Origin of the sequence: Mycobacterium sp. 1274756.6 (genome assembly GCF_001668625.1) — a bacterium.
In the GTDB taxonomy this organism is placed as follows: domain Bacteria; phylum Actinomycetota; class Actinomycetes; order Mycobacteriales; family Mycobacteriaceae; genus Mycobacterium.
Genome location: NZ_LZLJ01000024.1, coordinates 1 through 26,518 on the forward strand (window position 1 = coordinate 1; position 26,518 = coordinate 26,518).

The 26,518-nt window shown below is 71.9% G+C and carries 21 protein-coding genes and 1 pseudogene; 11 read left to right on the top strand and 11 right to left on the bottom strand.

Annotation, left to right across the window (positions count from 1 at the left end; all coding sequences use genetic code 11):
- Positions 1-373 precede the first annotated feature (373 nt).
- Together A5643_RS03355 and A5643_RS03360 are read left to right on the top strand one after the other, a co-directional pair.
- Complete coding sequence (locus A5643_RS03355; protein ID WP_066851944.1) at positions 374-2,050, top strand: DEAD/DEAH box helicase; 1,677 nt, start codon at positions 374-376, stop codon at positions 2,048-2,050.
- A complete protein-coding gene (locus A5643_RS03360; protein WP_066851946.1) occupies positions 2,047-3,168 on the top strand; it encodes an acyltransferase family protein in 1,122 nt (373 codons plus the stop codon). Before A5643_RS03355 ends, A5643_RS03360 begins: the two co-directional genes overlap by 4 nt.
- Positions 3,169-3,178: 10 nt before the next feature.
- On the opposite strand, the gene A5643_RS03365 is transcribed toward A5643_RS03360, so the two are convergent.
- Genes A5643_RS03365 through A5643_RS03375 form a run of 3 tightly spaced genes read right to left on the bottom strand, consistent with a single transcriptional unit; the run spans position 3,179 to position 6,408 of the window.
- Positions 3,179-3,772, bottom strand: coding sequence for a TetR/AcrR family transcriptional regulator (locus A5643_RS03365; protein WP_066851948.1), 594 nt, complete (start codon positions 3,770-3,772; stop codon positions 3,179-3,181).
- Positions 3,769-5,001: a cytochrome P450 gene (locus A5643_RS03370; RefSeq protein WP_082948700.1), complete on the bottom strand. Its 1,233-nt coding sequence runs from the start codon at positions 4,999-5,001 to the stop codon at positions 3,769-3,771. Before A5643_RS03370 ends, A5643_RS03365 begins: the two co-directional genes overlap by 4 nt.
- A 39-nt stretch (positions 5,002-5,040) precedes the next feature.
- Positions 5,041-6,408, bottom strand: coding sequence for an FAD-binding oxidoreductase (locus tag A5643_RS03375; RefSeq protein ID WP_066851951.1), 1,368 nt, complete (start codon positions 6,406-6,408; stop codon positions 5,041-5,043).
- Positions 6,409-6,467: 59 nt separating this feature from the next.
- On the opposite strand from A5643_RS03375, the gene A5643_RS03380 reads away from it, so the two are divergent.
- Both A5643_RS03380 and A5643_RS03385 read left to right on the top strand, forming a co-directional pair.
- Complete coding sequence (locus A5643_RS03380; protein WP_066851953.1) at positions 6,468-7,304, top strand: uracil-DNA glycosylase; 837 nt, start codon at positions 6,468-6,470, stop codon at positions 7,302-7,304.
- A gap of 6 nt (positions 7,305-7,310) precedes the next feature.
- Positions 7,311-8,360 (top strand): LLM class flavin-dependent oxidoreductase, encoded by a 1,050-nt coding sequence (locus A5643_RS03385; RefSeq protein WP_066851955.1) that lies wholly within the window; start codon positions 7,311-7,313, stop codon positions 8,358-8,360.
- A 100-nt stretch (positions 8,361-8,460) separates the two neighbouring features.
- Here the strand turns inward: A5643_RS03385 and A5643_RS03390 are convergent, their stop codons facing one another.
- Positions 8,461-8,913, bottom strand: coding sequence for a nitroreductase family deazaflavin-dependent oxidoreductase (locus A5643_RS03390; RefSeq protein WP_066851957.1), 453 nt, complete (start codon positions 8,911-8,913; stop codon positions 8,461-8,463).
- A gap of 5 nt (positions 8,914-8,918) precedes the next feature.
- Positions 8,919-9,356: an HIT family protein gene (locus A5643_RS03395; protein ID WP_066851959.1), complete on the bottom strand. Its 438-nt coding sequence runs from the start codon at positions 9,354-9,356 to the stop codon at positions 8,919-8,921.
- 86 nt (positions 9,357-9,442) lie between these two features.
- On the opposite strand from A5643_RS03395, the gene A5643_RS03400 reads away from it, so the two are divergent.
- The 3 genes and pseudogenes from A5643_RS03400 (at position 9,443) to A5643_RS03410 (ending at position 13,241) form a co-directional block, all read left to right on the top strand.
- A complete protein-coding gene (locus A5643_RS03400) occupies positions 9,443-10,834 on the top strand; it encodes an amidase (protein WP_066851962.1) in 1,392 nt (463 codons plus the stop codon).
- 43 nt (positions 10,835-10,877) lie between these two features.
- Positions 10,878-12,128: pseudogene (locus tag A5643_RS03405) on the top strand (adenylate/guanylate cyclase domain-containing protein); the annotation flags it as partial.
- A 105-nt stretch (positions 12,129-12,233) separates the two neighbouring features.
- Complete coding sequence (locus A5643_RS03410; protein WP_231995431.1) at positions 12,234-13,241, top strand: Acg family FMN-binding oxidoreductase; 1,008 nt, start codon at positions 12,234-12,236, stop codon at positions 13,239-13,241.
- Positions 13,242-13,253: 12 nt separating this feature from the next.
- On the opposite strand, the gene A5643_RS03415 is transcribed toward A5643_RS03410, so the two are convergent.
- Positions 13,254-15,125, bottom strand: coding sequence for an ABC transporter ATP-binding protein (locus A5643_RS03415; protein WP_066851973.1), 1,872 nt, complete (start codon positions 15,123-15,125; stop codon positions 13,254-13,256).
- A gap of 29 nt (positions 15,126-15,154) precedes the next feature.
- The gene (locus A5643_RS03420) at positions 15,155-16,906 is read right to left on the bottom strand and encodes an ABC transporter ATP-binding protein (RefSeq protein WP_066851975.1); all 1,752 of its coding nucleotides are present in this window, start codon (positions 16,904-16,906) and stop codon (positions 15,155-15,157) included.
- A gap of 151 nt (positions 16,907-17,057) precedes the next feature.
- On the opposite strand from A5643_RS03420, the gene A5643_RS03425 reads away from it, so the two are divergent.
- Complete coding sequence (locus A5643_RS03425; protein ID WP_066851978.1) at positions 17,058-17,567, top strand: DUF3558 domain-containing protein; 510 nt, start codon at positions 17,058-17,060, stop codon at positions 17,565-17,567.
- A complete protein-coding gene (locus A5643_RS03430) occupies positions 17,564-18,127 on the top strand; it encodes a DUF3558 domain-containing protein (protein ID WP_231995432.1) in 564 nt (187 codons plus the stop codon). Before A5643_RS03425 ends, A5643_RS03430 begins: the two co-directional genes overlap by 4 nt.
- A 28-nt stretch (positions 18,128-18,155) precedes the next feature.
- Here the strand turns inward: A5643_RS03430 and A5643_RS03435 are convergent, their stop codons facing one another.
- Positions 18,156-18,662 carry a SixA phosphatase family protein gene (locus A5643_RS03435; RefSeq protein WP_066851979.1) on the bottom strand — a complete coding sequence of 169 codons (507 nt, stop codon included), beginning with the start codon at positions 18,660-18,662 and terminating at the stop codon, positions 18,156-18,158.
- A 105-nt stretch (positions 18,663-18,767) separates the two neighbouring features.
- Here A5643_RS03435 and A5643_RS03440 point away from each other — a divergent pair, with 105 nt between their 5' ends.
- Both A5643_RS03440 and A5643_RS03445 read left to right on the top strand, forming a co-directional pair.
- Positions 18,768-19,928: a metallophosphoesterase family protein gene (locus tag A5643_RS03440; RefSeq protein ID WP_066851966.1), complete on the top strand. Its 1,161-nt coding sequence runs from the start codon at positions 18,768-18,770 to the stop codon at positions 19,926-19,928.
- On the top strand, positions 19,925-22,561 hold the full coding sequence (locus A5643_RS03445; protein WP_066851968.1) for an AAA family ATPase: 2,637 nt from the start codon (positions 19,925-19,927) through the stop codon (positions 22,559-22,561). The genes A5643_RS03440 and A5643_RS03445 overlap by 4 nt, the downstream gene beginning before the upstream one ends.
- Here A5643_RS03445 and A5643_RS03450 read toward each other — a convergent pair.
- The 3 genes from A5643_RS03450 to A5643_RS03460 form a co-directional block, all read right to left on the bottom strand.
- Positions 22,548-24,221: an ABC transporter family substrate-binding protein gene (locus A5643_RS03450; RefSeq protein ID WP_066851980.1), complete on the bottom strand. Its 1,674-nt coding sequence runs from the start codon at positions 24,219-24,221 to the stop codon at positions 22,548-22,550. The two genes, A5643_RS03445 and A5643_RS03450, sit on opposite strands and share 14 nt — an antisense overlap.
- Before the next feature lie 10 nt (positions 24,222-24,231).
- A complete protein-coding gene (locus tag A5643_RS03455; protein ID WP_066851969.1) occupies positions 24,232-26,070 on the bottom strand; it encodes a dipeptide ABC transporter ATP-binding protein in 1,839 nt (612 codons plus the stop codon).
- Positions 26,067-26,518 (bottom strand): ABC transporter permease (locus tag A5643_RS03460; protein WP_231995433.1); only part of this gene is annotated, 452 nt, incomplete at its 5' end. The genes A5643_RS03455 and A5643_RS03460, both read right to left, overlap by 4 nt.

The following is a 26,518-nucleotide window of genomic DNA, read 5'->3' on the forward strand; positions in this document are numbered from 1 at the left end:
ATGTGTTGTGGACGGGCAGGCGTGAACATCGTGTTTCCGCGGTGGCGGTTCGGCAGCCGGGGGAGGGAGTTGCACGGCGGGGGGCGGCGGTGTCTTGGCGACGGTGGAGTCTCCCGAGCCGCACCCGGCGACCGCGGCAGCGGCCAGCACCGCCACCGCCACCGCGGAAACACGATGTTCACGCCTGCCCGTCCACAACACATCGGGCACCGTACCGGCCGGCGGCGGGCGACGCCGGTAGGCCGGGCCGACGCCGGCAGTGGCGCCCGCCACAGCCCGGCGCGCACCGCCCGGCGGGCGCGGCGACGTGCGTCGATCCGGCGCTGCGCTCGGCGTGGTCGGCGACCGGGTTGCCCGTAGACTGCTACTCGCTATGAGCTCCCCGGACGACGCCGACCCGACCTTCGCCGACCTGCAGCTGCATCCCGCGGTGCTGCAGGCCGTCCTCGACGTCGGCTACGAGGCGCCCTCGGCGATCCAGGCGGCCACCATCCCGGCCCTGCTGGCCGGGTCCGACGTGGTGGGCCTGGCCCAGACCGGCACCGGGAAGACGGCGGCGTTCGCCACCCCGATCCTGTCCAAGATCGACACCGGCCGCTCCGCCACCCAGGCACTGGTGCTGGCGCCGACGCGGGAACTGGCGTTGCAGGTCGCCGAGGCGTTCAGTCGCTACGGCGCGCACCTGCCGCGGCTGAACGTGCTGCCGATCTACGGCGGGTCCTCCTACGCGGTCCAGCTGGCCGGACTCCGCCGCGGGGCGCACGTGGTCGTCGGCACCCCGGGCCGGGTCATCGACCACCTGGAACGCGGCACCCTGGACCTGTCCGGGGTGGACTATCTGGTGCTCGACGAGGCCGACGAGATGCTGCAGATGGGCTTCGCCGAGGACGTCGAACGCATCCTCGCCGACACCCCCGAGCACAAGCAGGTGGCGTTGTTCTCCGCCACGATGCCGCCGGCGATCAGCAAGATCACCGCCCAATACCTGCACGATCCGGTCGAGGTCGCCGTCGAGGCCCAGACCGCGACGGCCGAGAACATCACCCAGCGCTACATCCAGGTGGCCGGGCCCCGCAAGATGGACGCGCTGACCCGGGTGCTGGAGGTCGAGCCGTTCGAGGCGATGATCGTGTTCGTCCGGACCAAGCAGGCCACCGAGGAGGTCGCGGAGAAGCTGCGCGCCCGCGGCCTGGCCGCCGCCGCCATCAACGGCGACATCCCGCAGGGCCAGCGGGAGCGGACCATCGCCGCCCTCAAGGACGGCTCGCTGGACATCCTGGTGGCCACCGACGTGGCGGCCCGCGGACTCGACGTCGAACGGATCTCCCACGTCCTCAACTACGACATCCCCAACGACACCGAGTCCTACGTCCACCGGATCGGCCGCACCGGCCGGGCGGGCCGGTCGGGCAACGCGCTGCTGTTCGTCTCCCCGCGGGAACGCCACCTGCTCAAGGCGATCGAACGGGCCACCCGGCAGAAGCTGACCGAAGCCGAACTGCCCACCGTCGAGGACGTCAACGCCCAGCGGGTCGCCAAGTTCCGCGACTCGATCACCGACACCCTCTCGGCGGCCGGGCTCGACGTGTTCCGCAGCATGGTCGAGGAGTACGAGCGCGACCACGACGTCCCGATGGCCGACATCGCCGCGGCGCTGGCGCTGCAGTCCCGCAACGGCGAAGAGTTCCTCATGGTCGAACCGCCCCCCGAAAAGCGGCGCGAGCGCGCCGACCGCAAACCGGGGCGCGACGACCGGAAGGGTGCCCGCAAGGGCGGCCCGCGCGGCGACAAGCGGTTCGCGACCTACCGCATCGCGGTGGGCAAACGGCACAAGGTCGGTCCCGGCTCGATCGTCGGCGCCATCGCCAACGAGGGCGGGCTGGACCGCAGCGACTTCGGGCACATCAGCATCCGCGGAGACTTCTCGCTGGTCGAGCTGCCCGCCAAACTGCCGCGCGCCACGCTCAAGGCGCTGGAGAAGACCCGCATCTCCGGGGTGCTGATCAACCTGCAGCCGGATCGCCCGCCGCGCCGGAACCGGTCCGGATGACGGTGGCTCAGCCCACCGCGACACGACCGCCGCAGGTCTACCGGGTCGAGTCGCTCACCGGGATCCGCGCCGTCGCAGCGCTTTTGGTGGTCGGTACCCATGCCGCCTACACAACCGGAAAGTACCCGCAGGGCTATCTGGGCCTGCTCGGCTCACGGATGGAGATCGGGGTGCCGATCTTCTTCGTGCTCTCCGGGTTCCTGCTGTTCCGCCGCTGGGTGCAGTCCGCGCTGCACGATCGGCCGGCCCCGTCGCTGCGCCGCTACACCCGGCACCGCATCCGCCGCATCATGCCCGCCTATGTGGTCACCGTGCTGGCCGCCTACCTCGTCTACCACTACCGCACGGCCGGGCCCAACCCCGGCCACACCTGGGAGGGGTTGCTGCGCAACCTCACGCTGACCCAGATCTACACCGACAACTACATGTTCTCCTACCTGCATCAGGGCCTGACCCAGATGTGGAGCCTGGCGGTCGAGGTCGGCTTCTACATTCTGTTGCCGCTGCTGGCCTATCTGCTGCTGACGCTGCTGTGCCGCGGGCAGTGGCGTCCCGGGCTGCTGCTGGCCGGGCTCGCCGGGCTGGCGGCGATCACCCCGGCATGGCTGGTGCTGGTGCACACGGTCGACTGGCTGCCCGACGGTGCGCGGCTGTGGCCACCGGCCTACCTGGCCTGGTTCGTCGCGGGAATGGCGTTGGCGGTGCTGCAGGCGATGGGCGTGCGCGCCTACGGATTCGCGGTCCTTCCCCTGATCGCGGTGTGCTACCTCATCGTCTCCACCCCGATCGGCGGGGAGCCCACCACCTCGCCGCGGGAACTGAGCGAGGCGCTGGTCAAAGCGGCGTTCTATGCGGTGATCGCCGCCCTGGCGGTCGCCCCGCTGGCGCTGGGCGACGACGGCTGGTACGCGCGCCTGCTGGCCAGCAGACCGATGGTGTGGCTCGGGGAGATCTCCTACGAGATCTTCCTGATCCACATGGTCCTGATGGAAGTGGTCATGGTCGAGGTGTTGCAGTGGCCGGTCTACACCGGCTCGATGTGGGCGCTGTTCGTGGTGACGCTGGTGCCGACCATTCCACTGTCGTGGCTGCTGCACCGCTACACCGACTTCCGCTGATCGGCTCCGGTCAGCGGGCGTCGCGGTCGGCCACCGCGGGCAGCACCGCCGGCGCGACGAACTCCTCGATCAGCGCGGCCTCGTCGGCGCTGTCGCGGCCCGGGAACACCAGCAGCGATGTCATCACCCGCACCACCCACCGGGCCCGCCGTCGCGCGGTGTCGGCGTCGATCTCCGCGCCCAGCCGGCTGACGAAGGCGGCCACCATCTCGGTGATCACCTCCGAGCGGTCGGCCAGCTCACCGCCGAGCGGGTCGGTCCGCCCGAACCAGGCGGCCAGCGCGGGGTTTTCGCGCACGGTCGCGATGCCCGCGGTGATCCCGGTGATCAGGCGCTCGCGCGGGTCCTCGACACCGGCGAGGCGTGCGGTCAGCGCACGGTTGACCGCCCGGGCCTCGCGGTGCACGTAGGCGCGGTGCAGCGCCTCCCGGTTCTCGAAGTAGCGGTAGAGCGTCGCGCGGGAACAGCCCGCGGCCCGCGCGATCTCGGCCATGCCGATCGAGCTCGGCTCGTGCTCGGTGAACAGCTCGCCGGCCGCGTCGAGAATGCGTTCGGCGGCCACCTCGCTACGGCGCTCGGCGAGCCAGTCGCGGCGCGCCGTCATGGGCCCGCGGTGAACGGCACCGTCAGCGGCCGGCGCACATAGCTGCCTCCGGCCCAACGGATGCCGGCTTCGTCGATGCCGAATTCCGGGCAGTGGGACAGCAGTTCCTCCAGCGCGACCCGGGACTGCATGCGCGCCGCCTGGTTGCCGATGCAGTGGTGGGCGCCGTATCCGAAGCTGAGGATCTGGGTGGGTCGGCGCTGCACGTCGAGGTCCTCGGCGTCGGGGCCGAACCGCCGCTCGTCGCGGTTGGCCGAGCCGTACAGCAGCAACACCTTGCGGCCAGCCGGGATCGTGGTGCCCTCGATCGTGACGTCCCGGGTGGCGGTGCGGCACAAGCCCTGCACCGGTGAGGTGAGGCGCAGCAGTTCCTCGACGGCGTCGCGGATCGCGGCCGGGTTGTCCACCAACAGCTTTCGCTGATCGGGGTGGCGGTGCAGCAGTTGCGCGGATCCACCGAGCAGCCCGGTGGTGGTGTCGTTGCCGCCGGTGACCATCGTGAAGGCGAACGCCAGGATCGCGAACACCCCTGCGGCGTCGTCGTCATCGGCGCCGACGCCCCCGGCGATCAGGTGCGAGACGGTGTCCTCGCCCAGGTCGGTGCGACGCCGCTGGATGAGTTCGGTGAAGTAGCCCATCATCTCGCCGAGCGCATCGGTCGCGGTGGCCACCCCGCCTGCGGTGGTGTTGGCGGCGACGATCGCATCGGTCCACCGGTCGAACCGGTCGCGGTCCTGTTCGGGGACGCCGAGGAAGTGGGCGACCACCAGCGACGGCAGCGGCTTGAACAACTCGGCGACGATGTCGCCGCCGCCGGCGCTGCGCAGCCGCTCGATGCGTTCGACGACGAACCGGCGCACCTGCGGCTCGAGTGCCGCGACGCGTCCGGGGGTGAATCCGCGGGCGACGAGTTTGCGGAACTGGGTGTGGCCCGGCGGGTCCTGCATCACCATCGGCGGGTTGTCCTGCAGGCCGATCATCGCCATATCGCCGTAGGTGACGGTCAGGCCCTGCGCGGAGGAGAACGTCTCGTGGTCGCGGGCGGCCTCCCAGACGTCGTGGTGCCGGGAGAGCACGTAATAGTCGTGGTCGGGGCGGTCGGCGGGAACCATGTGGTGGACCGGGTCGTGGTCGCGCAGGGCGCGGTAGGCCGGCCACGGGTTGGCCCAGGTGTCGGCGTCGAAGAGTTGGAAAGCCGGCGGCAGGCTGTGAGACAAACTTGTCGTCATGTCTTATGGATACGACGCGAAGACAGCTATGTCAATGCCTCAGATGGCGGCGCCCGGGTTGAGGATCCCGGCCGGATCCAGCGCCGCCTTGATCCGGTGGTTCAACGCCACCGCGTCGGCGCCGATCTGGTCGGCCAGCCACGGCTGCTTCAACCGGCCGACCCCGTGTTCACCGGTGATGGTGCCGCCGAGCTCGATCGCCAGGTCCATGATCTGGCCGTAGGCGAGCTGCGCGCGGCGGGTGTTCTCCGGGTCTGCCGGGTCGTAGACGATCAGCGGGTGGGTGTTGCCGTCGCCGGCATGGGCGATCACCGAGATCGTCACCGCGTTGTCCGCCGCGATCCGCTCGATCCCGGTGACCAGATCCGCCAGGGCGGGCACCGGGACGCCGACGTCCTCGAGCAGCAGCGATCCGGTGGCCTCCACCGCGGGGATGCAGAACCGGCGCGCGGCCACGAACGCCTCACCCTCGTCGGGATCGTCGGTGGAGAACACCTCTTTGGCGCCGTGCGCGGCGAAGACGTCGGCCATCAACGCGATGTCGTCGGCGGCCGAGGACCCCCGCTCGTCGGAGCCGCCGAGCACCAACGCCGCGGCGTCGCGATCCAGGCCCATCCGCAGCTTGTCCTCGACCGCGTTGATCGCGGCGGCGTCCATGAACTCCAGCATCGACGGGCGGATCTTCGCGGTGACCCCGAGCACCGCCTCGGCCGCGGCCTGCACCGAGGCGAACGTGGCGACCACGACGCTGGACGGATGCTGCGCGGGCAGCAGCCGCAACGTCACCTCGGTGATGACCCCGAGCGTGCCCTCACTGCCGACGAACAGCTTGGTCAGCGGCAGCCCGGCGACGTCTTTCAGGCGCGGGCCGCCGAGCCGCACCGCGGTGCCGTCGGCGAGGACCACCTGCAGCCCGAGCACATAGTCGGTGGTAACACCGTATTTCACGCAGCACAATCCGCCGGCGTTGGTGGCGATGTTGCCGCCGATGCTGCAGATCTCGAACGACGAGGGGTCCGGCGGGTACCACAGCCCGTGCTCGGCGGCGGCCTGCTTGACCTCGGCGTTGAGCAGCCCGGGCTGACACACCGCGACCCGGGTGATCGGATCGATGGTGATCTCGCGCATCTTCTCGGTCGACAACACGATGCCGCCGTCGAGCGCGGTGGCGCCGCCGGAGAGCCCGGTGCCGGCCCCGCGGGTGACCACCGCAATCCGGTGGGCGCCGGCCCAGCGCACGACGGTCTGCACCTCCTCGGTGCACTGCGGGCGCACCACCGCCAGCGGCACCCCCGCCGTCGGGTCCGCGGCGCGATCCTGGCGGTAGCCCTCGAGGATCGCCGGGTCGGTCACCACCGTCCGTTCGGGCAGCGACGCCACCAACTCGGCCAGCACGTCAGCGCTCATGGCCTGATCGTACGGTGACCCGCTCACCGGACCCGGATCCCGGCGGGCACGATGGGGGTGTGCTCCCGCATCCTCGTACCGGCCGGCCGTTCGACTCCCCGGTCACCCCCGGCACGGGCTGGCCGGGCGACCCGGCCGACGCGAGCACCCCGGTGGCCGGCGACGCCGCCGCGGTCGCGGAGCTGGCCGCCGCCGCGGCCACCGTCGACGACCTCGACGCCGCGGTGAGCGTCTGCCGGGCCTGCCCCCGGCTGGTGGAGTGGCGCGAGACGGTGGCGGCGGAGAAGCGCCGCGCGTTCGCCGACCAGCCGTACTGGGGTCGCCCGGTGCCCAGCTGGGGGGCGCGGCGCCCGCGGATCGTGGTTCTCGGGCTGGCGCCGGCGGCCCACGGCGCCAACCGGACCGGACGGATGTTCACCGGCGACCGCTCCGGTGACCAGCTCTACGCGGCGTTGCACCGCGCGGGCCTGGTCAACCAGCCGACCAGCGTCGATGCCGCCGACGGCCTGCACACCGAACTGGTCCGGATCGTGGCCCCGGTGCACTGCGCCCCACCGGGCAACGCGCCCACCACCGTCGAGCGCACCACCTGCGCGCCGTGGCTGGACGCCGAATGGCGGCTGCTGGCCCCGCACGCGCGGGTGATCGTCGTCCTGGGCGGGTTCGCGTGGCAGGTCGCGCTGCGCATGGTCGGGGAGGCGCTGACGATCAAACCCAGGCCGCGGTTCGGCCACGGCGCCGCCGTCGAGCTGGCGACCGGGGTGTGGCTGCTGGGGTGTTTCCACCCCAGCCAGCAGAACATGTTCACCGGCCGGCTGACCCCGGCGATGCTCGACGACGTCTTCGCCCGCGCGGCCGAGCTGGCGGGAAGCTCCCGACGCGGAAAGGGGTTGTAGACAACCGTGCGTCTCTCTGTTCTCGATCTGATCCCGGTGCGGACCGACCAGACCACCGCGGACGCGCTGGCGGCTACGGTGCGGCTGGCGCAGACCGCCGACCGCCTCGGCTACACCCGCTACTGGGTCGCCGAGCACCACAACATGCCGTCGGTGGCGGCCACCAGCCCGCCGGTCGTGCTCGGCTACCTGGCCGGCCAGACCAGCCGGCTGCGGCTGGGATCCGGCGGGGTGATGCTGCCCAACCACGCGCCGCTGGCGGTGGCCGAACAGTTCGCGTTGCTGGAGGCGGCCGCGCCGGGCCGCATCGACCTGGGCATCGGGCGGGCACCCGGCTCGGACCCGGTGACCTCGATGGCGCTGCGCGGCTGGAGCGGGCGGGACAGCGCGGCCCTGCACCAGGACGTCGAGAACTTCCCCGACTACCTGGATCACGTCCGGGCGATGATGAGCCCGCGCGGTGTCCGGGTGGCCATCCCCGACCGCGACTACACGCTGCGCGCCACCCCCGAGGCGGTGGGGGAGCCGCGGCTGTGGCTGCTCGGCTCGTCGCTGTACTCGGCGCGGCTGGCCGCCGCCAAGGGCTTGCCGTACGTCTTCGCCCACCACTTCTCCGGACGGGGCACCGTGGAGGCACTGCAGCTCTACCGCAGCGAATTCCGGCCCAGCGAGTTGGCCGCCGAACCGGTCACGTTCCTGACCGTCAACGCCGCGGTCGCCCCCAGCCGCGGCGAGGCCGAAGAGCTCATCCGGCCCAACCTGAACATGATGGCGCGGCTGCGCACCGGCGAACCGCTGGGCGCGTTGGAGCTGGTCGAGGAGGCCCGCCAGGCCCGGCTCAGCGCCGCCCAGCAGAAGCTGGTGGAAAGCGGGCTGGCCCGCGCGGTCGTCGGCACCCCGGACGAAGCCGCCGAGCAGATGCGGTCGCTGGCCGCCGAATTCGACGTCGACGAGGTGATGATCAACCCGGTCGCCTCGGTGCGCCGCGGCACCGACCCGGCGACCAGCCCGGGCCGTGAAGCCACCCTGGAGCTGCTGGCCAAGGAGTTGCTCTAACGACTACGCACCGAGCGTGCACCCACTGCGAAGATCCGGCGCCGGATTCGCAGTCACGACACGCTCGGCGCGCCGGTCAGCGTTCCGCGGCGTGCGGACGTCACCGCGGGGAGAGCACCACCACCGGGATCGGCCGGGCGGTGCGGTGCTGATAGGCGGTGTAGCGGTCGCCGTTGTTGTCGTTGACGATGCGCCACAGCCGCGGGTAGTCGTCGTCGCCGGGGAGAACCGGGGCGGCGGTGACCGGGAAGCGCTTCGGGCCGACGTTGATCTCGACGTTCGGATCGGCCTTCAGGTTGTGATACCAGCCCGGCGCCTTCGGATCGCCGCCCTTGGACGCCACGATCAGATAATCGCCGCCGTCCCGGGCGTAGGACAGCGACGTGGTGCGGGGCTTACCGGTGCGGGCACCGGTGGTGTGCAGCAACAGGTTCGGCGCCACCCCGGGGAACAACCGGTGCCCCACCCGACCGCCGGAGCGGATGTAGACCGTGTTGTGCACCCGCAGCAAGGCGGGTACGACGTGCTCTTCGAGGCGCTGCACGATACCCATGGCACTCAGTCTGGTCGATCGGGCTCCGGTAGCGCCAGCGCCTCCCGCAGAATCCGCCCGGTCTGTTCGCGGTCCGGGTCGCGCCGCACCAGCATCCCCTTGACGAACGCGAGCCGGTCACCGCTGCGGCGCGGCACCACGTGCAGATGGATGTGGAAGACGCTTTGGAACGCCGCCCGACCGTCGTTGATCGCGATGTTGTTGCCGTCGGCGTGCAACCCCGAGGCGCGGGACGCCCGGGCGATCCGCTGTCCGAGCGTGATCATCCCGGCCAGCGTCTCCGGCGGGGTGTCGGTCAGATCCACCGTGTGGACCTTGGGGATCACCAGCGTGTGCCCCCGGGTGAACGGCCGGATGTCGAGGATGGCGAGGAAGTCGTCGTCCTCGTGGATCCGGATGGCCGGGGCCTGCCCGGCGGCCACGGCGCAGAACACGCAAGACATAACGGAACGCTAGCGCACCCGCCGCGGCGCGCGGCGCGGCTCCGAAGGGTTAGGGGGCCGGGCACCCGGCCCCTACGCTGGGGAGCATGGACGCGGTGGATCTCGCCTTCGCGGGCGCAACGGAACAGGCACAGCTGCTGGCGACCGGACGCCTCACCGCCCCCGCGTTGCTCGAGCTCTACCTGGAACGCATCGCCCGCCTCGACCCGCAACTGCGCGCCTACCGGGTAGTGCTCGCCGAGACCGCCCGCAGCGAGGCGGCCGCCGCGCAGGACCGCATCGACGCCGGGGAGCGGCTGCCGCTGCTGGGTGTTCCGGTCGCGATCAAGGACAACATCGACGTCGCGGGGGAGGCCACGACCTTCGGCACCAGCGCGCACGGTCCCGCGGTCACCGCGGACGGCCGGGTGGTCCAACTCCTGCGCGACGCCGGGGCGGTCATCATCGGCAAGACCGCCGTGCCGGAGTTGATGGCCCACCCGTTCACCGAGTCACTGACCTTCGGCGCCACCCGCAACCCGTGGGATCTGGGCCGCAGCCCCGGCGGAAGCAGCGGCGGCAGCGGCGCCGCCGTGGCCGCCGGGCTCGCGCCGCTGGCGCTGGGTTCCGACGGCGGCGGCTCGATCCGGATCCCGTCGGCCTGGTGCGGACTCTACGGACTCAAACCGCAGCGCGACCGGGTGCCGCTGGACCCGTACGAGGACTCCTGGCAGGGGCTCAACGTCAACGGCCCGATGACCCGCACGGTGGCCGACGCCGCCCTGTTCCTCGACATCACCGCGGCCAGCGGTGCCGCGCCGGCGGAGTTCAGCACCGCGGCCCGCCGCGACCCGGGCCGGCTGCGGATCGCGTTGAGCACCAAGGTCCCGCCGCCACTGGCCGCCCGTCCCGGCGCCGCGCAGCGCGACGCGCTCGCCGCCGCCGGCGCGTTGCTGACCGAGCTCGGCCACCAGGTGGTGCGCGCGGACCCGGACTACCCGCCGGCGGTGGCGATCAGCGACTACCTGCCCCGCTATCTGCGCGGGATCCACGACGACGCCGGTCTGCTGGCCCACCCCGACCAACTCGAGCGACGCAGCCGAACCCTGTCCCGGTTGGGCGGACTGTTCTCCGATCGGCGGATCCGCGCGCTGCGCGACCGGGAGCCGGCCGTGGCCGCGCGCATCCAGGCGATCTTCGACGACGTCGACGTCGTGATCACCCCCGGCACCGCGGCGGGCCCGCCGCGTATCGGCGCCTACCAGCGCCGCGGCGCCGTGAGCACCCTGCTGCTGGCCGCCCGCCGGGTTCCCTACCAGCCGGTGTGGAACCTCACCGGCCAGCCGGCCGCGGTGCTGCCGTGGAGCCTGGACCGCGACGGGCTGCCGCTGTCGATCCAGCTCGTCGGACGCCCGTACGACGAGGCGACCCTGCTGGCGCTCAGCGCCCAGATCGAGGCCGCCCGCCCGTGGGCGCAACGCCGGCCCGCGGGGGCCTGACCGCCGAACCGTCGACAGCCCGACGGCGCTCGCCTACGTTGACGTGGTGACCGACGCCCGGATAACGGAACTGCTCGACGGCCTCGAGGGGCCGGCCCGCGCCGAACGCGCCGAACTGATCGACTGGCTACTCGACCAGGGCGTCTCGGTCGAGGAGATCCGCAACACCGCCACGCCGCCCTTCCTGTTGGCGACCCGCCGGGTCGTCGGCGACGACGGCACCTACGTCTCGGCGCGCGAGACCGCCACCCGCCACGGCCTGGACCTGGAGCTGCTGCAGCGCATGCAGCGCGCGGTCGGTCTGGCCGGGGTCGACGACCCCGACGCCGCGGTGCACATGCGCGCCGACGCCGACGCGGCCGCCGGGATCAAGGGCTTCCTCGATCTGGGCCTGGACCCCGACAACCTGGTGATGGTGGCGCGGGTGCTCGCCGACGGCTTGGCGACCACCGCGGAGGTGATGCGCTACACCGCGCTGGCGGCTGTACTCGAACCCGGCGTCACCGAACTGCAGATCGCCCAGCGGTCCCAGGCCCTGGTCAGCCGGATCGTGCCGCTGTTGGGCCCGCTGGTCGAGGACATCCTGCTGGTCCAGCTGCGGCACATGATGGAGACCGAGGCGGTCAACGCCCGGGAACGGTCCGCGGGCTCGGCGCTGCCGGGTGCCCGGGAGGTCACCGTCGCCTTCGCCGACCTGGTCGGGTTCACCCGGTTCGGTGAGGAGGTCCCGCCGGAGGATCTGGAGCAGCTGGCCAACCGGCTCGCCGAGCTGGGTCGGCAGGTGGCGGTGCCGCCGATCCGGTTCGTCAAGACCATCGGCGACGCGGTCATGCTGGTCTGCCTGCGCCCGGAGCCGCTGCTGGACGCGCTGCTGCGGCTGGTCGAACTCGCCGACAGCGCAGACGATTTCCTGCGGTTGCGGGCCGGTGCGGCGACCGGCCCGGCGGTCAGCCGGGCCGGGGACTGGTTCGGCGCTCCGGTCAACCTGGCCAGCCGGGTGACCGGGGTGGCCCGCCCCGGTTCGGTGCTGGTCACCGACGCGGTCCGCGACGCCATCGACGACGCCTTCGACGACGCCGTCAACGACCGAGCCTTCAACGACCGAGCCTTCAACGACCGAGCCTCCGACGACCGAGCCATCAACGACCGAGCCTCCGACGCCGACGCCCCCGACGACGAAGCCGGCGAGACCCGGCCAGGCGACCCCGGCGAGCCGGGATTCCGCTGGTCGTTCGCCGGGGCGCGCCGGCTCAAAGGAATCAGCGGCGAAGTCAAACTGTTCCGGGTCCGTCGCGCCGAGTCGCCGGGCTGAACCCCCACACCGGCAATCAGGGCCGAAGGACCCTGGTGCGCCCCGCCACGCTGGGCGAACCTTGAGCAAGGACAAGGGAGGTCGAGCGTGACATCAACGGCGCAAACCCCGGCCGCAGCCGCGGCGCTGGTCAACAACGAGGTCATCAAGGATGCGGTCGCGTTGGCCTGCCGCGCCCCGTCGCTGCACAACAGCCAACCCTGGAAATGGGTGCGCGACCACGCCGGCCTGCACCTGTTCCTCGACCCCAGCCGCGCGGTCTACACCGACGAGACCGGCCGGGAGGCGCTGATGTCGTGCGGGGCGGCGCTGGATCATCTGCGGGTGGCGCTGGCGGTGGCCGGATGGCGCGCGGTCATCCAGCGCTTCCCCAACCCCAACAACCCGCACCACCTGGCCAGCATCACCTTCGACGTGGCCGACACCGTCGACGAGGCGGCACGTCGGTGCGCCGACGCGATCCTGTTGCGGCGCACCGACCGGCTGCCGTTCGCGGCGCCGCCGAACTGGCCGCTCGTCGAACCGGTGCTGTTCGAGGCCGTCGACTCCGAGTCGGTGCGCGTCGATGTCCTGGCCGACGACGCCCGCCCGAATGTGGCCGAGGCTTCCCAGCTCAGCGAGTGGTTGCGGCTCTACGACCGCGAGTATCACGCCGAACTCGACTGGTGGACCGCACCGTTCGACGTCGCCGACGGCATTCCGCAGAGTTCCCTGGTGTCGGCCGCCGAGAGCGACCGGGTCGACGTCGGACGCAACTTCCCGGTGACCCGCGCCGGCAACCGCCGCAGCGACATCACCGAGGACCGCGCCGCGATCCTGGTGCTGTCCACCGAAGGCGACAGCCGCGCCGAGGCGCTGGCCTGTGGGGAGGCGCTCTCGGCGGTGCTGCTGGCCTGCACCCGGCTGGGCCTGGCGACCTGCCCGCTGACCCATCTCACCGAGGTGCCGACCAGTCGGGAGATGGTGCGCACCCTCATCGGGGGAACCGGTCTGCCGCAGGTGCTGGTCCGCATCGGGGTGGCGCCGCAGCTCGAGGCGACGCCGCCGCCGACGCCGCGCCACCCGGTCAGCGAGGTGCTGCGCCTGGAGGTGTGACCGGCGAATCGGTCACGACCGGCTCATCCGGTAGTAGACGCCGCGGCGCGCCACCAGCTCGGTGTGGGTGCCCTGTTCGACGATGCGCCCGGCGTCCAGCACGACGATGAGGTCCGCGTCGCGGATGGTGGACAGCCGGTGGGCGATCACGAATCCGGTGCGGTCACGGCGCAACTCGGCCAGGGCGCGCTGGATCAGCAGCTCGGTTCGGCTGTCGACCGAACTGGTCGCCTCGTCGAGGATCAGCAGCGGCGGGTCGGCCAGGAGGGTCCGGGCGATGGTGATCAACTGCTTCTCGCCGGCGCTGAGGGTGCCGCCGTCGTTGGTCACCCGGGTGGCGTAGCCGTCGGGCAGTGAGCGCACGAACGCGTCGACGCGGGCGGCGCGGGCGGCGGCCACCACGTCCTCGTGGGTGGCGCCGGGACGTCCGTAGGCGATGTTCTCGGCGATGGTCCCGTCGAACAGCCAGGTGTCCTGCAGCACCATGCCGATCCGCGACCGCAGTTGCCGGCGGCTCATCGTCGCGATGTCGGTGCCGTCGAGCAGGATCCGGCCGGCGTCGACGTCGTAGAAGCGCATCAGCAGGTTGACCAGCGTGGTCTTGCCCGCGCCGGTGGGACCCACGATCGCCACCGTGGCGCCGGCGTCGACCCGTAACGACACGTCGTCGATGACGATCCGGTCCGGACGGTAGCCGAACCGCACCCGCTCGAACTCGACGCGCCCGGGGGTCGCCACGGCGGCGCTCGGCGGCCCGGCCGGCGGGTCGGGCGCCTCCTCGGGTTCGTCGAGCAACTCGAAAACCCGTTCAGCGCTCGCGATCCCGGATTGCAGAGTGTTGTACAGTCCGGCCAGCTGGGTCAGCGGCTGGTTGAATTGACGGACGTAGGCGATGAACGCCTGAATGCTGCCGAGGCTGACCTGCCCGGTCGCCACCTGCAGGCCGCCGACCACGGCCACCGCGACATAGGAGAGGTTCCCGATGAACCCCGCCGCGGGGGAGATCAGCCCGGAGAACAGTTGAGCCCCCAGACCGGCGCGGTACACCTCGTCGTTCTCGCGGTGGAAGCGGTCCAACGCGGCGGCCCGGTGACCGTAGGTGCGCACCAGCGTGAAACCGCTGTAGGTCTCCTCGATGTGGGCGTTGAGCCGTCCGGTCGCCGCCCACTGCGCGGCGAACAACCGCTGCGAGCGCCGGGTGATGGCACGCACGGTCAGCAGCGACAGCGGCACGGCCAGGACGGTGATCGCGGCCAGCAACGGCGAGATCGACACCATCATCGCCAGCACCGCCACCACAGTGACCAGCGCGCTGAGCAACTGGTTGAGCGTCATCGACAGCGTCGTCGCGATGTTGTCGACGTCGTTGGTGACCCGGCTGAGCAGTTCGCCGCGGCGCCGGCCGTCGAAATAGGCCAGCGGCAGCCGGTGCACCTTGTCCTCCACGTCGGTGCGCAACGCCATCAGGGTGCGCTGGGTGACCACGTTGAGCACCCGCGCCTGCAGCCAGACCGCCAGCGCGGCAAGCAGATACACCACCAGGGCAAGCGCGAGCGTGCGGGTGAGCGCGCCGAAGTCCACGCCGCGTCCCGGCGTCACCGTCATGCCGCTGAGCAGGTCGGCGAACGTGGTGTCCCCGCGAGCGCGGGCCGCCGCGATCGCCTGCTCCTGGCTCGACCCGGCCGGCAGGCGGCGCCCGATGGCTCCGCTGAACAGCAGGTCGGTGGCGTGGCCGAGGATCCGCGGCCCGGCCACCCCCAAGCCGATGCCCGCCAGCGACAACGCGACCACGATCGTGGCGTGCCCACGCTGCGGTGCCAGCCGCCGCAACGCCCGCCTCGCGGTGCCGAGGAAGTCCCGCGACGCGGTGGGCGGGGCCGCCATTAGCTGGCGCAGCCCCGAGGTCGCGGCGGTCACCGGGAGCCCCCCACGCCGGCGCCGACCGCCTGGGAATCGGCCAACTCGGCGTAGAGCGGGCAGTCCCGCATCAGCGACTCGTGTGTTCCGCGGCCGACGAGCGCACCGTCGTCGACCACCAGGATCTGATCGGCGGCGGCCACCGTGGCGATGCGCTGGGCGACCACGATCACCGTCGCGTCGGCGGCGACGGCGTGCAGGGCCTGCCGGACGCGGGCATCGGTGCGCGAGTCCAGCGCGGTGAAGGCGTCGTCGAACAGGTAGATCGGCGGCCGACGGATCACCGCGCGGGCGATCGCCAACCGCTGTCGCTGGCCGCCGGAGAGGTTCGCCCCGCCCTGCGCGATCCGCATGCCCAGCCCGTCGGGGTGGGCGCCGACGAAGTCGTCGGCGGCGGCCACCCGCAGCGCCGCCCACATCTGTGCCTCGTCGACGTCGTGGCCCGGCGCCGCGCCGAGGCGCAGGTTGTCCGCGACGGTGCCGGAGAACAGGTAGCCGCGTTGGGGGACCAGCCCGAGCGCTGACCACAGCCGCTCCAGGTCGTGGTCGCGCACGTCGACGCCGTCGACGAGCACCGCGCCGGCGGTGACGTCGTACAGCCGGCAGATCAGCGCGACCAGCGTCGATTTGCCCGAGCCGGTGCTGCCGACGATGCCGGTCACGCTGCCCGGCGACGCGGTGAACGAGATGTCCTGTACTACCGGGCGGTCGGCGCCGGGATAGCGGAACGTGGCCGCCGCCACCCGGATCGCGCCGCGTATCGGCGCGGCCGACACGGGACGAGCGGGGCTGGTGACCGCCGTCCCGGTCGACAGGACGTCGTCGATGCGTTCGGCGCAGACCGAGGCGCGCGGCAGCACCGAGACCACCATGGTGGCCATCACCACCGCCATCAGGATCTGGGTGAAGTAGGCCAGGAACGCCACCAGCGACCCGACCTGCAGGTGCCCGGCGTCGATGCGCTGGGCGCCGAACCAGATCAGCGCGACACTCGAGGCGTTGATCACCAACGTGGTGCCGGGCAACAGCAGCGACTGCCAATTGCTGGCGGTCAACGCGGCCTCGGACAGGGCCCGGTTGGCCCGGCCGAAGCGGTCCCGCTCGGCGGGCTCGCGGGCCAGCGCGCGCACCACCCGGATGCCGGCGAGCTGGTCGCGCAGCACCCGGTTGACGTTGTCGATCAGGCCCTGCATGCGCCGGAAGGTGGGCAGCAGCCGTGACACGATCGCGAAGTTGACCACCGCCAGCAGTGGAACGCTGACCGCCAGCAGCCAGGCCAGCCCGACGTCCTGACGCAACGCCATGACGATTCCGCCCAGGCTCATGATCGGCGCGGTCACCAACACCGTGCAGATCAACTGCACCAGCACCTGGATCTGGCGGATGTCGTTGGTGCTGCGGGTCAGCAGCGACGGCGCCCCGAAGCGCGCGGTCTCGGGCTCGGAGAAGCCCAGCACCCGGTCGAACACCGCCAGCCGCAGGTCGCGGGCGAAACCGGTGGAGGTCTTCGAGCCGAAGTAGACCGCCCCGACCGCGCATACCACCTGAACCGCGGTCACCGCCAGCATCGCCGCGCCGTATTCCACGATCAGCGCGGTGTCGCCCTTGGCGATGCCCTCGTCGATGATCACGGCGTTGATCGTCGGCAACGTCAGCGCGGCCAGCGAGCTGACCGCCTGCACCGCCAGCAGCGCCGCCACCAGCCGGCGGTACGGCCGGATGTGGCAGCGCAGCAACGCCAGCAGCATCTGGTAACTGTCGCACATCGCCGGGGCTTTGCCTGGTCAGGCGTGGTGTGCTGAGAGCGGCCGGGTGGGCGGCTACAGTGCAGTCTGTGATGTGCGGCAGGTGTGCGTGACGGTGCGAGCCAACCCGATTCTGTGGGCCGCGGCGGCCGCGATGGTCCTGCCGCTGGCCGCCGGTTGCACGTCCGCGAGCGACGACGCCGCCGCCCCGACCCTGGCGCCGTCGCCGACCGCGCAGCCGGCCACCCACGGCCCGATGTTTCCGCAGTGCGGCGGGATCAGCGACGAGACCATCGCCGAGCTGACCCAGGTGAGCGGGCTGGTGAACACCGCGCAGACATCGGTGGGCTGCCAGTGGCTGGCCAACGGCGGCATCATCGGGCCGCACTTCTCGTTCTCCTGGTATCGCGGCAGCCCGATCGGCCGGGAACGCAAGACCGAGGAACTGACCCGGACCAGCGTCGAGGACATCAACATCGCCGGCTACGACGGCTTCGTCGCGATCGGCAGCATGCCGATGCTCGGTGACTCCCTGTGCGAGATCGGCATCCAGTTCGACGACGACTTCATCGAGTGGTCGGTCAGTTTCGACCGGCAGCCCTATCCGGACCCGTGCGAGGTCGCCGAGGAGCTGACCAGCCAGACGATTGCGAACGCCCGGTGAGCGCCGGCGTGATCTCCGCCCGGCGCGGCCGCTGCGCGGCGGTGCTGCTGCTGGCCGTGCTGGCGCTGCTGGCCGGGTGCTCGCGGACCGTCGACGGCACCGCGGTCAAGGCCGGCATCGCCGACTCGGCCCGCAACGACGATTCGCGTCAGCAGTTCCCGAACCTGCTCAAGGAATGCGACGTGCTCGGTGAGGACATCCTGGCCAAAACCGTCGACGCCGACCCGCTCGACATCCAGGGCACTTTCGTCGGCGCGATCTGCCGCTGGCAGGCCGCTGGCGCTTCGGGGCTGGTGGACATCACCCGGTATTGGTTCGAGCAGGGCAGCCTCGACAACGAACGCAAGGTGGCCGAGGACCTGGGCTACCAGATCGAGGAACGCCGCATCGAGGGCATCGAGTCGATCGTGATGCGCCCCGGTGACCCCAACGGCTCGTGCGGGGTGGCCAGCGACGCGCAGGGCGCGGTGGGCTGGTGGGTCAACCCGCAGGTGCCCGGGGTGGATGCCTGCGAGCAGGCCCTCAAGTTGATGCAGCTCACCCTGGCGCGCAACTACTGAGCCGCCCCGGCAGCCGACTTCCCGGCGCTCAGCGCGGGATGTGGAAATCGGTGAGCGCCGCCGCGCCGAGTTCGAGGCGGTCCCAGCGGCACGGCACCTGCAGCACCGCCATCGCCGAGGTGGGGAACTTCGTCGACAGCCGGGCCAGGGCGGCCCGGTCGGTGCCCGCGTTCCCGGCCAACCCGGCGGCGACCGCGGAGATCGCCGGTTCGTGTCCGATCACCAACAGCCCCCCGACCTCCTCGGCGACGGTGTTGATCTCGGCGATGACGGTGCCCGGGGCGGCCTCGTAGAGCCGGTCGCGGAAGCTCACCGGCGCGTCGACGCCGGTGCGCGCCAGGGTCTGGCGGGTGCGGGTCGCCGTCGAACACAGCACCGCGTCGAACGGCGGCAGGTTTGCGCGCAGCCACTGCCCGGCCAGCCCGGCTTCCCGCACGCCGCGCGGCGCCAGCGGCCGGGCGTGGTCGGCGACGCCGTCGGGGTAGCCGGATTTGGCGTGGCGCAGCAGCACCAGGGTGCGGGAGGACTCGGTCATGACGGCCACGGTAGGCGAGCGTCGCGGCCGTCACGCGGTGCGGCGCGGCGTAGCCGGTGTTGTCGGCCCCCGGTCCTACACTCGCGGCGACGGGAAGGAAGCGGCATGCGGTTCGTGCACACCGCCGACTGGCAACTCGGGATGACCCGGAGCCGGCTCGGCGAGGACGCCCAGGCGCGGTACTCGGCGGCCCGACGCGACGCGGTGGCCGGGCTGGGCGAACTCGCCGCGGCCACCGGCGCGGAATTCGTCGTGGTCGCCGGGGACGTCTTCGAGCACAACCACCTCGCTCCGCAGGTCATCAGCCAGTCACTGGAGGCGATGCGTCGCGCCGGCGTGCCGATCTACCTGCTGCCCGGCAACCACGATCCCCTGGATGCGGCGTCGGTGTACACCAGCAGCCTGTTCCAGGCGGAGTGCCCGGACAACGTCGTCGTACTCGACCGCGACGGGGTGCATCGGGTGGCCCCGGGCGTGGAGTTGGTTGCCGCGCCGTGGCGGTCCAAACGCCCCACCACCGACCTGGCCGCCGCGGTGCTCGACGGGCTCGAACCGGCCGGTGACGCCACCCGCATCCTGGTCGCCCACGGCGCGGTGGACAGCCTCGACCCGGATCCCACCAACCCGGCGCTGATCGCCGCGGCGGCGATCGAGGATGCGCTGACCCGCGGGGTCGTTCACTATGTCGCGTTGGGGGACAAGCACTCCCGCACCGCGGTCGGCGCCAGCGGCCGGGTGTTCTACTCCGGCTCCCCGGAGGTCACCAACTTCGACGACATCGAACCCGATCCGGGTCATGTGCTGGTCGTCGACGTCGACACCGCCGATCCGCGGCGCGGTGTGACGGTCGAGGCGCACCGGGTGGGCCGGTGGCGGTTCCACACCCTGCGCCGTCGGGTGGACACCGCCGCCGACATCGCCGCGCTGGCCGCCGAACTGGACCGCCTGCCGGACAAGGACCGCACCGTGGTCCGGTGGGCGTTGACCGGTGCGCTCACCGTCACCGACCGCGCCGCTCTCGACGATTGCCTGGAGCGGTACTCGCGCCTGCTGGCCAGCCTGGAACCCTGGGAGCGCCACACCGACCTCGCGGTGCTGCCGGCCGACGGCGAGTTCGACGACCTGGGGTTGGGCGGGTTCGCCGCCACCGCGGTCGAGGAACTGGTCGACCAGGCCCGCGGCGCGGACCCGCAGGCCGCCGACGACGCGCAGGCCGCACTGGCGCTGCTGCTGCGGCTCGTCGACCGCGATCGGGGTGCGGCATGAGATTGCACCGGCTGGTCCTGACCAACTACCGCGGCATCAGCCACCGCGACATCGAGTTCCCCGATCAGGGCGTGGTGGTGGTCGCCGGCGCCAACGAGATCGGGAAGACCTCGATGATCGAAGCGCTGGACCTGCTGTTGGAGGCCAAGGACCGCTCCCGCAACAAAGACGTCAAGGCGGTCAAGCCGACCCACGTCGACGCCGCCACCGAGGTCACCGCCGAGATCAGCACCGGCCCATACCGGTTCGTCTACCGCAAACGTTTCCACAAACGCCCCGAGACCGAGCTGACCATCTCGGCGCCGCGCCGCGAACAGTGCACCGGCGACGAGGCCCACGAACGGGTCTGCGCGATGCTCGCCGAAACCCTCGACACTCAGCTGTGGCAGGCCCAACGGGTGCTGCAGGCCGGCTCCACCGCAGCGGTCGACCTCTCCGGCTGCGATGCGCTCTCCCGGGCGCTGGACGTGGCCGCCGGTGACGCCGCCGCCCTCGCCGGCGGGGAACCGGTGCTCATGGAAAGCATCGACGACGAATACGGCCTCTATTTCACCCCCACCGGCCGGCCCACCGGGGTGTGGGCGGGCGCGATCAAACGGCTCGAGGAGGCCGAAGCCGACCTGGCTCGCTGCGCGGCGCTGGTAGCCGAGGTCGATCAACGGGTCGGCCGCCACGACGAGCTCACCGGGGCGCTGGCCGAGGTGGCCGCCCAGCGGGGCGCCGCCGAGAAACGCCAGGCCGCCGCGGTCGCGGCCGCCGACGCCGTCGCCGAACTGACCGGCACGCTGCGCGACGCGGAGTTGGTCGCCGAAGCGGCCGCCTCGGCCTGCACCACCGCGGCGGCCGCCCACACCGAACGGCAACGCCTGATCAGCGACGCCGACCGGCGGGCGGCCGCGGTCGGCGACCTGCAGACCCGACTGAGCGAGGCCACCGAGACCGCGGCGACGGCGCGGCGCGACGCCGAGGCCGCCGCCGCAGCCGCCGCCGAGGGCGCCGCGCAACTCGCCGCCGCCGACGCCCGGGCGAGCGCCGCGCGGCGCACTGTGGACCGGCTCACCGAGCGGCTCGAAGCCGACCGGCTGACCGAACGGCTGGTCCGGATCGAGGCCACCGCGCGGGAGCGGGACAGCCTGCGCGCCGAGCTCGCCGCGGCCACCATGACCGAGACGATGCTGCGCCGCATCGAGGACGCCGCCGGGGCCGCCGACCGCGCCGAAGCGGCCCTCACCGCGGTCTCGGCGACCTTGCAGTTCACCGCCGTCGCCGACCTGGAAGTCCACGTCGGAGGCGAGCGGCAGGCCGTCGCGGCCGGGCAGAGCTGGTCGACCACCGCCACCGCCGCCACCCGGCTGGAGGTGCCGGGCGTGTTGTCGCTGCGGGTCGAGCCCGGCGCAGACGCCCGTACCGCCCAGGACGACGCCACCGCGGCGCGCCAGCGGCTCGCCGCGGCGCTGGCCGAGGGCGGTGTCACCGATCTGGCCGCCGCCCGCGCGGCCGACCAGCGTCGCCGGGAGCTGCAGAGCCGCTGCGATCAGCTCACCGCCACGTTCGACGCCCTCTGCGGAGACGACCCGGTCGACCAGCTGCGGGCCCGGCTGGACCGGCTGCGGGCCGACCAGACCGACCCCGAGCCGGGATCGCCCACCGACATCGACGCCGCACGCGCCGCGCTGACCGACGCCGAAACCGACCGGGAGGGCACCGCCGCGAGCCAGGCCGCGCTCCAAGGCCGGGCCGCCGAGGCCGCCGCGCTGGCCGGCGAGCGGTCGACACGGGCGGCGGTGCTGGCCAACGAGATCGACACCCACCGCGCGGAACTGGCCGCGGCCACCGCCCGGCTGTCCAGCGCACGAGACCTGGCCGGCGACGACGCGTTGGAAGCCACCGCCGAACACGCCCAGCACTCAGCGCGCGAGGCCGACGAACGGGTCGCCGAGCTGAACCGGCAACTGGCTGCCGCGGACCCCGACACGGTGCTCGGCGAGCGGGACAACGCGGTCGCCGCGGCGCGCCACCTGGACGACGAACACCAGCGGATCGCCGCCGAGTTGCGCGATATCGCCGTGGAGTTGGCGGTGGTGGGGACCGAGGGGCGGCACAGCAGACGGGATGCCGCCGAAACCGAACGCGACCATGCCGCCGACGAGTACGCCCGCATCGGGCGGCGCGCCCGCGCCGCCGAGTTGCTGCGCACCGTGCTGCGCCGGCACCGCGACGACACCCGGCGCCGCTACGTCGAACCGTTCCGCACCGAGATCGAACGCCTCGGCCGGCCGGTCTTCGGGTCCAGCTTCGAGGTCGACGTCGACACCGACCTGCGGATCGTCTCCCGCACCCTCGACGGCTGCACGGTGCCCTACGCGGCGCTGTCCGGCGGCGCCAAGGAGCAACTGGGCATCCTGACCCGGCTGGCCGGCGCCGCGCTGGTCGCCAAGGAAGACAGCGTCCCGGTGCTCATCGACGACGCGCTGGGATTCACCGACCCGCAGCGGCTGGCCAAGATGAGCCAGGTCTTCGACACCGTCGCCAGCCGCGGACAGGTCATCGTGCTCACCTGCACCCCGGAGCGCTACCACGGGATCGGCGACGCGCACCGCATCGACCTGGCCGCTGAGGCTACTCGCGCATGAACCCGATCGCGGTGTAGTCGATGCTCGCCAGCCCGGGCGCCCCGAAATTGGCCAGCGAGCTGCGCACCGCGACGTTGCCGGGCACCTGGATGATCGGCAGGCTGAATCCCTCGGCCCACAGCAGTTCGTCGAGCTCGTTGGCGCGCTCGCGGGCGACCGCGGGGTCCACGGTGAGCAGGGTTTCCTCGATCTTGCGGTCGATCTCGGGGCTGCCGATCTTGCCGAAGTTGGCCTCCCCGTAGGAGGCGTAGATCTGGGTCAGCCCGGCGAGCGGGAAAGCGTCACCGACCCAGCCGAACTGGGCGATGTCGAAGTCGCCGACGTTGATGTAGTCGCTGAAGAAACTGCCGCCGGACTTGGCGTCGAGTTCGAGTTTGACCCCGATCTGGGCCAGGCTGTGCTGGGCCACCTGACCGTACTGCTTGGTGCTCTGGGCGTCGTAGAGCACCTGACGGATCGTCAGGGTGCGGCCGTCCTTCTGCCGGAACTTGCCGTGCATGGTCCACCCGAGGGCGTCGAGGTCCCGTTTGGCGCGCTCCGGGTCGTAGGCGACGATCGCGCTGTTGTCGCGGTAGCCCTGCTGGCCCGCGACGTAGATGTGGTTGTTCAGCGGTACCGGATCGGTGGTCAGGCCGCGCTGGGTGACTTTGGCGATCATGGCCCGGTCGATGCCGCGGGCGATCGCCAGCCGCAGGTCCTTGTCGGCCAGGATCGATCCCGGCGCCCCGTTGAAGGTGAAGTGATACCAGGTCGGTGTCGGCGCCCGACGGATCGCGATGCCCTCGGTGCGCCGGGCGATGGTGAGCTGGTCGAGGGTGGAGATCCCGGCGGCGTCGATGGTGTGGTTCTGCAGTGCGGGCATGACCGCGGGCTGGTCGAGCACCAGGTAGGTGATCGAGTCCAGTCGTGGGGTGCGGCCCCACCAGCGCGGGTTGCGGGTCAGCACCACCCGCTGGGTGGTCCGGTCCAGCGACGCCACCACGAACGGGCCGGCCGAGGGCCCGGGATGGCGTAGTTGGGCTTCGTTGAACGCCTCCGGGGTGGCGGTCATGCTCTTGGGCAGCAGCATGCCGTTGCCGGCGAACATGCCCCGCCACTCCGCGTACGGCTCGGCGAAGGTCATCACCGCCTGCCGGTCGTCGACACCCCGGGTGACCGAGGCGACCCGGTCGGCGCCGGACTTGCTGGCGATGGCGAAGCGGGGATCGGTGCCGCTGAGCGCATGGATCTGGCTGGCGATGTCCTCCCAGCTGATCGGGGTGCCGTCGGACCACACCGCTTGGGGGTTGATCGTGTAGGTGACCACCTGGGGGTCGGTGCCGGTGAGTTCGATGCCGGTGAAGTAGTCGGTGTCGACGCGGGTCGAACCGTCGGGCTCGATGATGAACGACCGGGGCATGGTCGCCTTGAGCATCGCGGCGTTGTCGGCCAGGTTGCCGTCGATGTGCAGCGGGTTGAAGTTGGGTGGGAACTGGCTCAGCGACAGGCGCAGGTCGCCGCCGGCGCGCAGGGTGGCGGGATCCTGCGGGTTGATGTCGCTGGTGGTGCCGACGGCCGCTGAGCCGCTGGGTAACTCGGCGAGCTCGCCGCCCGAACAGCCGGCCAACACCAGCGTCGCAGCCAGCGGCACGGCGGCGAGTCGGGCACCGATGCGGCACAGCGGCACTTGGTCAGCTCCTTCGCGTCGGATCGGGTTGGGGTACCGCGGCCAGCAGTCGGCGGGTGTAGTCGTCGCGCGGCGCGTCGAACACCGCGGTGCTCGGCCCCTGTTCGACGACCCGGCCGCGGTGCAGCACGACCACATCGTGGGCCAGGTGCTTGACCACCGAAAGGTCGTGGGAGACGAACAGATACGACAAACCGAACTGCTGCTGCAGGTCCAGTAGCAGGTTGATGATCCCGGCCTGGATGGACACGTCGAGCGCGGAGACCGGCTCGTCGAGGGCGAGGATCTTCGGCTGCAGCGCCAGCGCCCGGGCGATGCCGATGCGCTGCTTCTGCCCGCCGGAGAACTCCGCCGGGTAGCGGCTGGCGTCGGCGCGGCGCAGCCCGACAATGTCGAGCAGCTCGGCCACCCGGGCCCGGATCGCGGGTTTGTCGAAGCCGTTGGCCTGCAACGGCTGAGCCAGGATCTCGTAGATCGGCAACCGCGGGTCCAGCGAGGCCACCGGGTCCTGGAACACCACTTGAAGGTCGCGGCGCAGCGCGCGCCTGCGTGACCCGTTGAGGCCCGCGACGTCGACCCCGAGGACCTCGATGGTGCCCGCCTGCGGTGTCGTCAGCTCCAGGATCTGGCGCAGCGTGGTGGATTTGCCCGAACCCGACTCGCCGACGATGCCCAGGGTCCGGCCCTCGCGCAGCGCGAAGCTGACCCCGTCGACGGCGCGGACCTCGCCGACGGTGCGGCGCAGCAGCACGCCTTTGGTCAGCGGGAAGGTCTTGACCAACTCGCGCACCCGCACCACCACGTCGGGGTCGTCGACGGCCGGCGGGGCGGGTTCGGCGCTGACGCCGTAGATCTGGGCGGCGCTGTGCCCGGCGACCCGGTCGGTGTGGATGCACGCGGCGTGGTGGTCGGTGCCGACGGGCAGCAGATCCGGTTCGGCGGCCCGGCATTCGTCGGTGGCCAGCGGACAGCGCGGCGCGAACGGGCAGCCGGGTTCGAGGGCGGCCGGGGCCGGGGGAGCGCCCGGGATGGGCACCAGCCGGGTGCCCTGGGCGGCGTCGAGGCGCGGCACCGAACCGAGCAGCCCGACGGTGTAGGGCATCCGACGCTCCCGGTAGAGGGCCGTCACCGGGGCGGACTCGACGACCCGCCCGGCGTACATCACCAGGGCGCGGTCGGCGAACTCGGCGACCACACCGAGATCGTGGGTGATGATCAGCACCCCGGCGCCGGTGACATCGCGGGCGGTCTTGAGCACGTCGAGGATCTGCGCCTGCACGGTGACGTCGAGCGCGGTGGTGGGTTCGTCGCAGATCAGCAGGTCGGGGTCGTTGGCGATCGCGATCGCGATCACCACCCGCTGCCGCTCCCCGCCGGAGAGTTCGTGCGGGAAGGCGCGGGCGCGCTCGGCGGGCCGGGCGATGCCCACCAACTCCAGCAACTCCACCGCCTTGCGGCGCGCGGCCGCGCGGGCGGTGCTGGGCTGGTGGATGCGGATCGCTTCGGCGATCTGATCGCCGACCGGGTAGACCGGGGTCAGCGCCGACATCGGGTCCTGGAAGACCATGCCGATCTGCTTGCCGCGCACCGCCGATAGGGCCCGGTCGTCGCGGCCGAGCAGCTCGCTGCCGTGCAGGCGCACCGAGCCGGTGACCGCGGTGTGTTCGGGCAGCAGGCCCATCACGGCCATCGCCGCCGCGGATTTGCCCGAGCCGGATTCCCCGACCATGGCCACCACCTCGCCGGGTTCGACGCGGTAGCTGACCCCGCGCACCGCGGGCACCCGTTCGTGGTCGGTGGTGAAGGTGACCGTGAGGTCGCCGACCTCAAGCAGCGGGCTCATCGCCGGCTCCGGCGCAGGGTCAGGCTCTGCGGGTCCAGGGCGTCGCGCAGCCCGTCGCCGGCGAGGTTGGCGCAGACCAGGATGACGATGAGCACCCCGGCCGGGAAGAGGAACACCCACGGGAAGGTGATCGCCGAGGCGGTCCCGTCGGCGATCAGGGTGCCCAGCGACACGTCGGGCGGTTGGATGCCGAAGCCCAGGAAGCTCAAACCGGTCTCGGCCAGGATCGCCACCGCCACGTTCAGGGCGGTGTCGATGATCAGGATGGAGGCGACGTTGGGGATGATGTGGCCGGTGATGATGCGCCGGCTGGACACCCCCATGTAGCGGGCGGCGCGGATGAACTCGCGGTCGCGCAGGCTCATCGTCAGCCCGCGCACCAAGAACTCCGCCAACATCGGCACGCTGATCCTGCTGCTCGCGGCGTTCAGCTGGATGATCAGCTCCC

Excerpts from the sequence above, each read along its gene's own strand:
- A5643_RS03355 (WP_066851944.1), top strand. The coding sequence starts at position 374 with ATGAGCTCCCCGGACGACGCCGACCCGACCTTCGCCGACCTGCAGCTG.
- A5643_RS03360 (WP_066851946.1), top strand. The coding sequence starts at position 2,047 with ATGACGGTGGCTCAGCCCACCGCGACACGACCGCCGCAGGTCTACCGG.
- A5643_RS03365 (WP_066851948.1), bottom strand. The coding sequence starts at position 3,772 with ATGACGGCGCGCCGCGACTGGCTCGCCGAGCGCCGTAGCGAGGTGGCC.
- A5643_RS03370 (WP_082948700.1), bottom strand. The coding sequence starts at position 5,001 with ATGACGACAAGTTTGTCTCACAGCCTGCCGCCGGCTTTCCAACTCTTC.
- A5643_RS03375 (WP_066851951.1), bottom strand. The coding sequence starts at position 6,408 with ATGAGCGCTGACGTGCTGGCCGAGTTGGTGGCGTCGCTGCCCGAACGG.
- A5643_RS03390 (WP_066851957.1), bottom strand. The coding sequence starts at position 8,913 with ATGGGTATCGTGCAGCGCCTCGAAGAGCACGTCGTACCCGCCTTGCTG.
- A5643_RS03395 (WP_066851959.1), bottom strand. The coding sequence starts at position 9,356 with ATGTCTTGCGTGTTCTGCGCCGTGGCCGCCGGGCAGGCCCCGGCCATC.
- A5643_RS03400 (WP_066851962.1), top strand. The coding sequence starts at position 9,443 with ATGGACGCGGTGGATCTCGCCTTCGCGGGCGCAACGGAACAGGCACAG.
- A5643_RS03415 (WP_066851973.1), bottom strand. The coding sequence starts at position 15,125 with ATGGCGGCCCCGCCCACCGCGTCGCGGGACTTCCTCGGCACCGCGAGG.
- A5643_RS03420 (WP_066851975.1), bottom strand. The coding sequence starts at position 16,906 with ATGCTGCTGGCGTTGCTGCGCTGCCACATCCGGCCGTACCGCCGGCTG.
- A5643_RS03425 (WP_066851978.1), top strand. The coding sequence starts at position 17,058 with ATGGTCCTGCCGCTGGCCGCCGGTTGCACGTCCGCGAGCGACGACGCC.
- A5643_RS03435 (WP_066851979.1), bottom strand. The coding sequence starts at position 18,662 with ATGACCGAGTCCTCCCGCACCCTGGTGCTGCTGCGCCACGCCAAATCC.
- A5643_RS03440 (WP_066851966.1), top strand. The coding sequence starts at position 18,768 with ATGCGGTTCGTGCACACCGCCGACTGGCAACTCGGGATGACCCGGAGC.
- A5643_RS03445 (WP_066851968.1), top strand. The coding sequence starts at position 19,925 with ATGAGATTGCACCGGCTGGTCCTGACCAACTACCGCGGCATCAGCCAC.
- A5643_RS03455 (WP_066851969.1), bottom strand. The coding sequence starts at position 26,070 with ATGAGCCCGCTGCTTGAGGTCGGCGACCTCACGGTCACCTTCACCACC.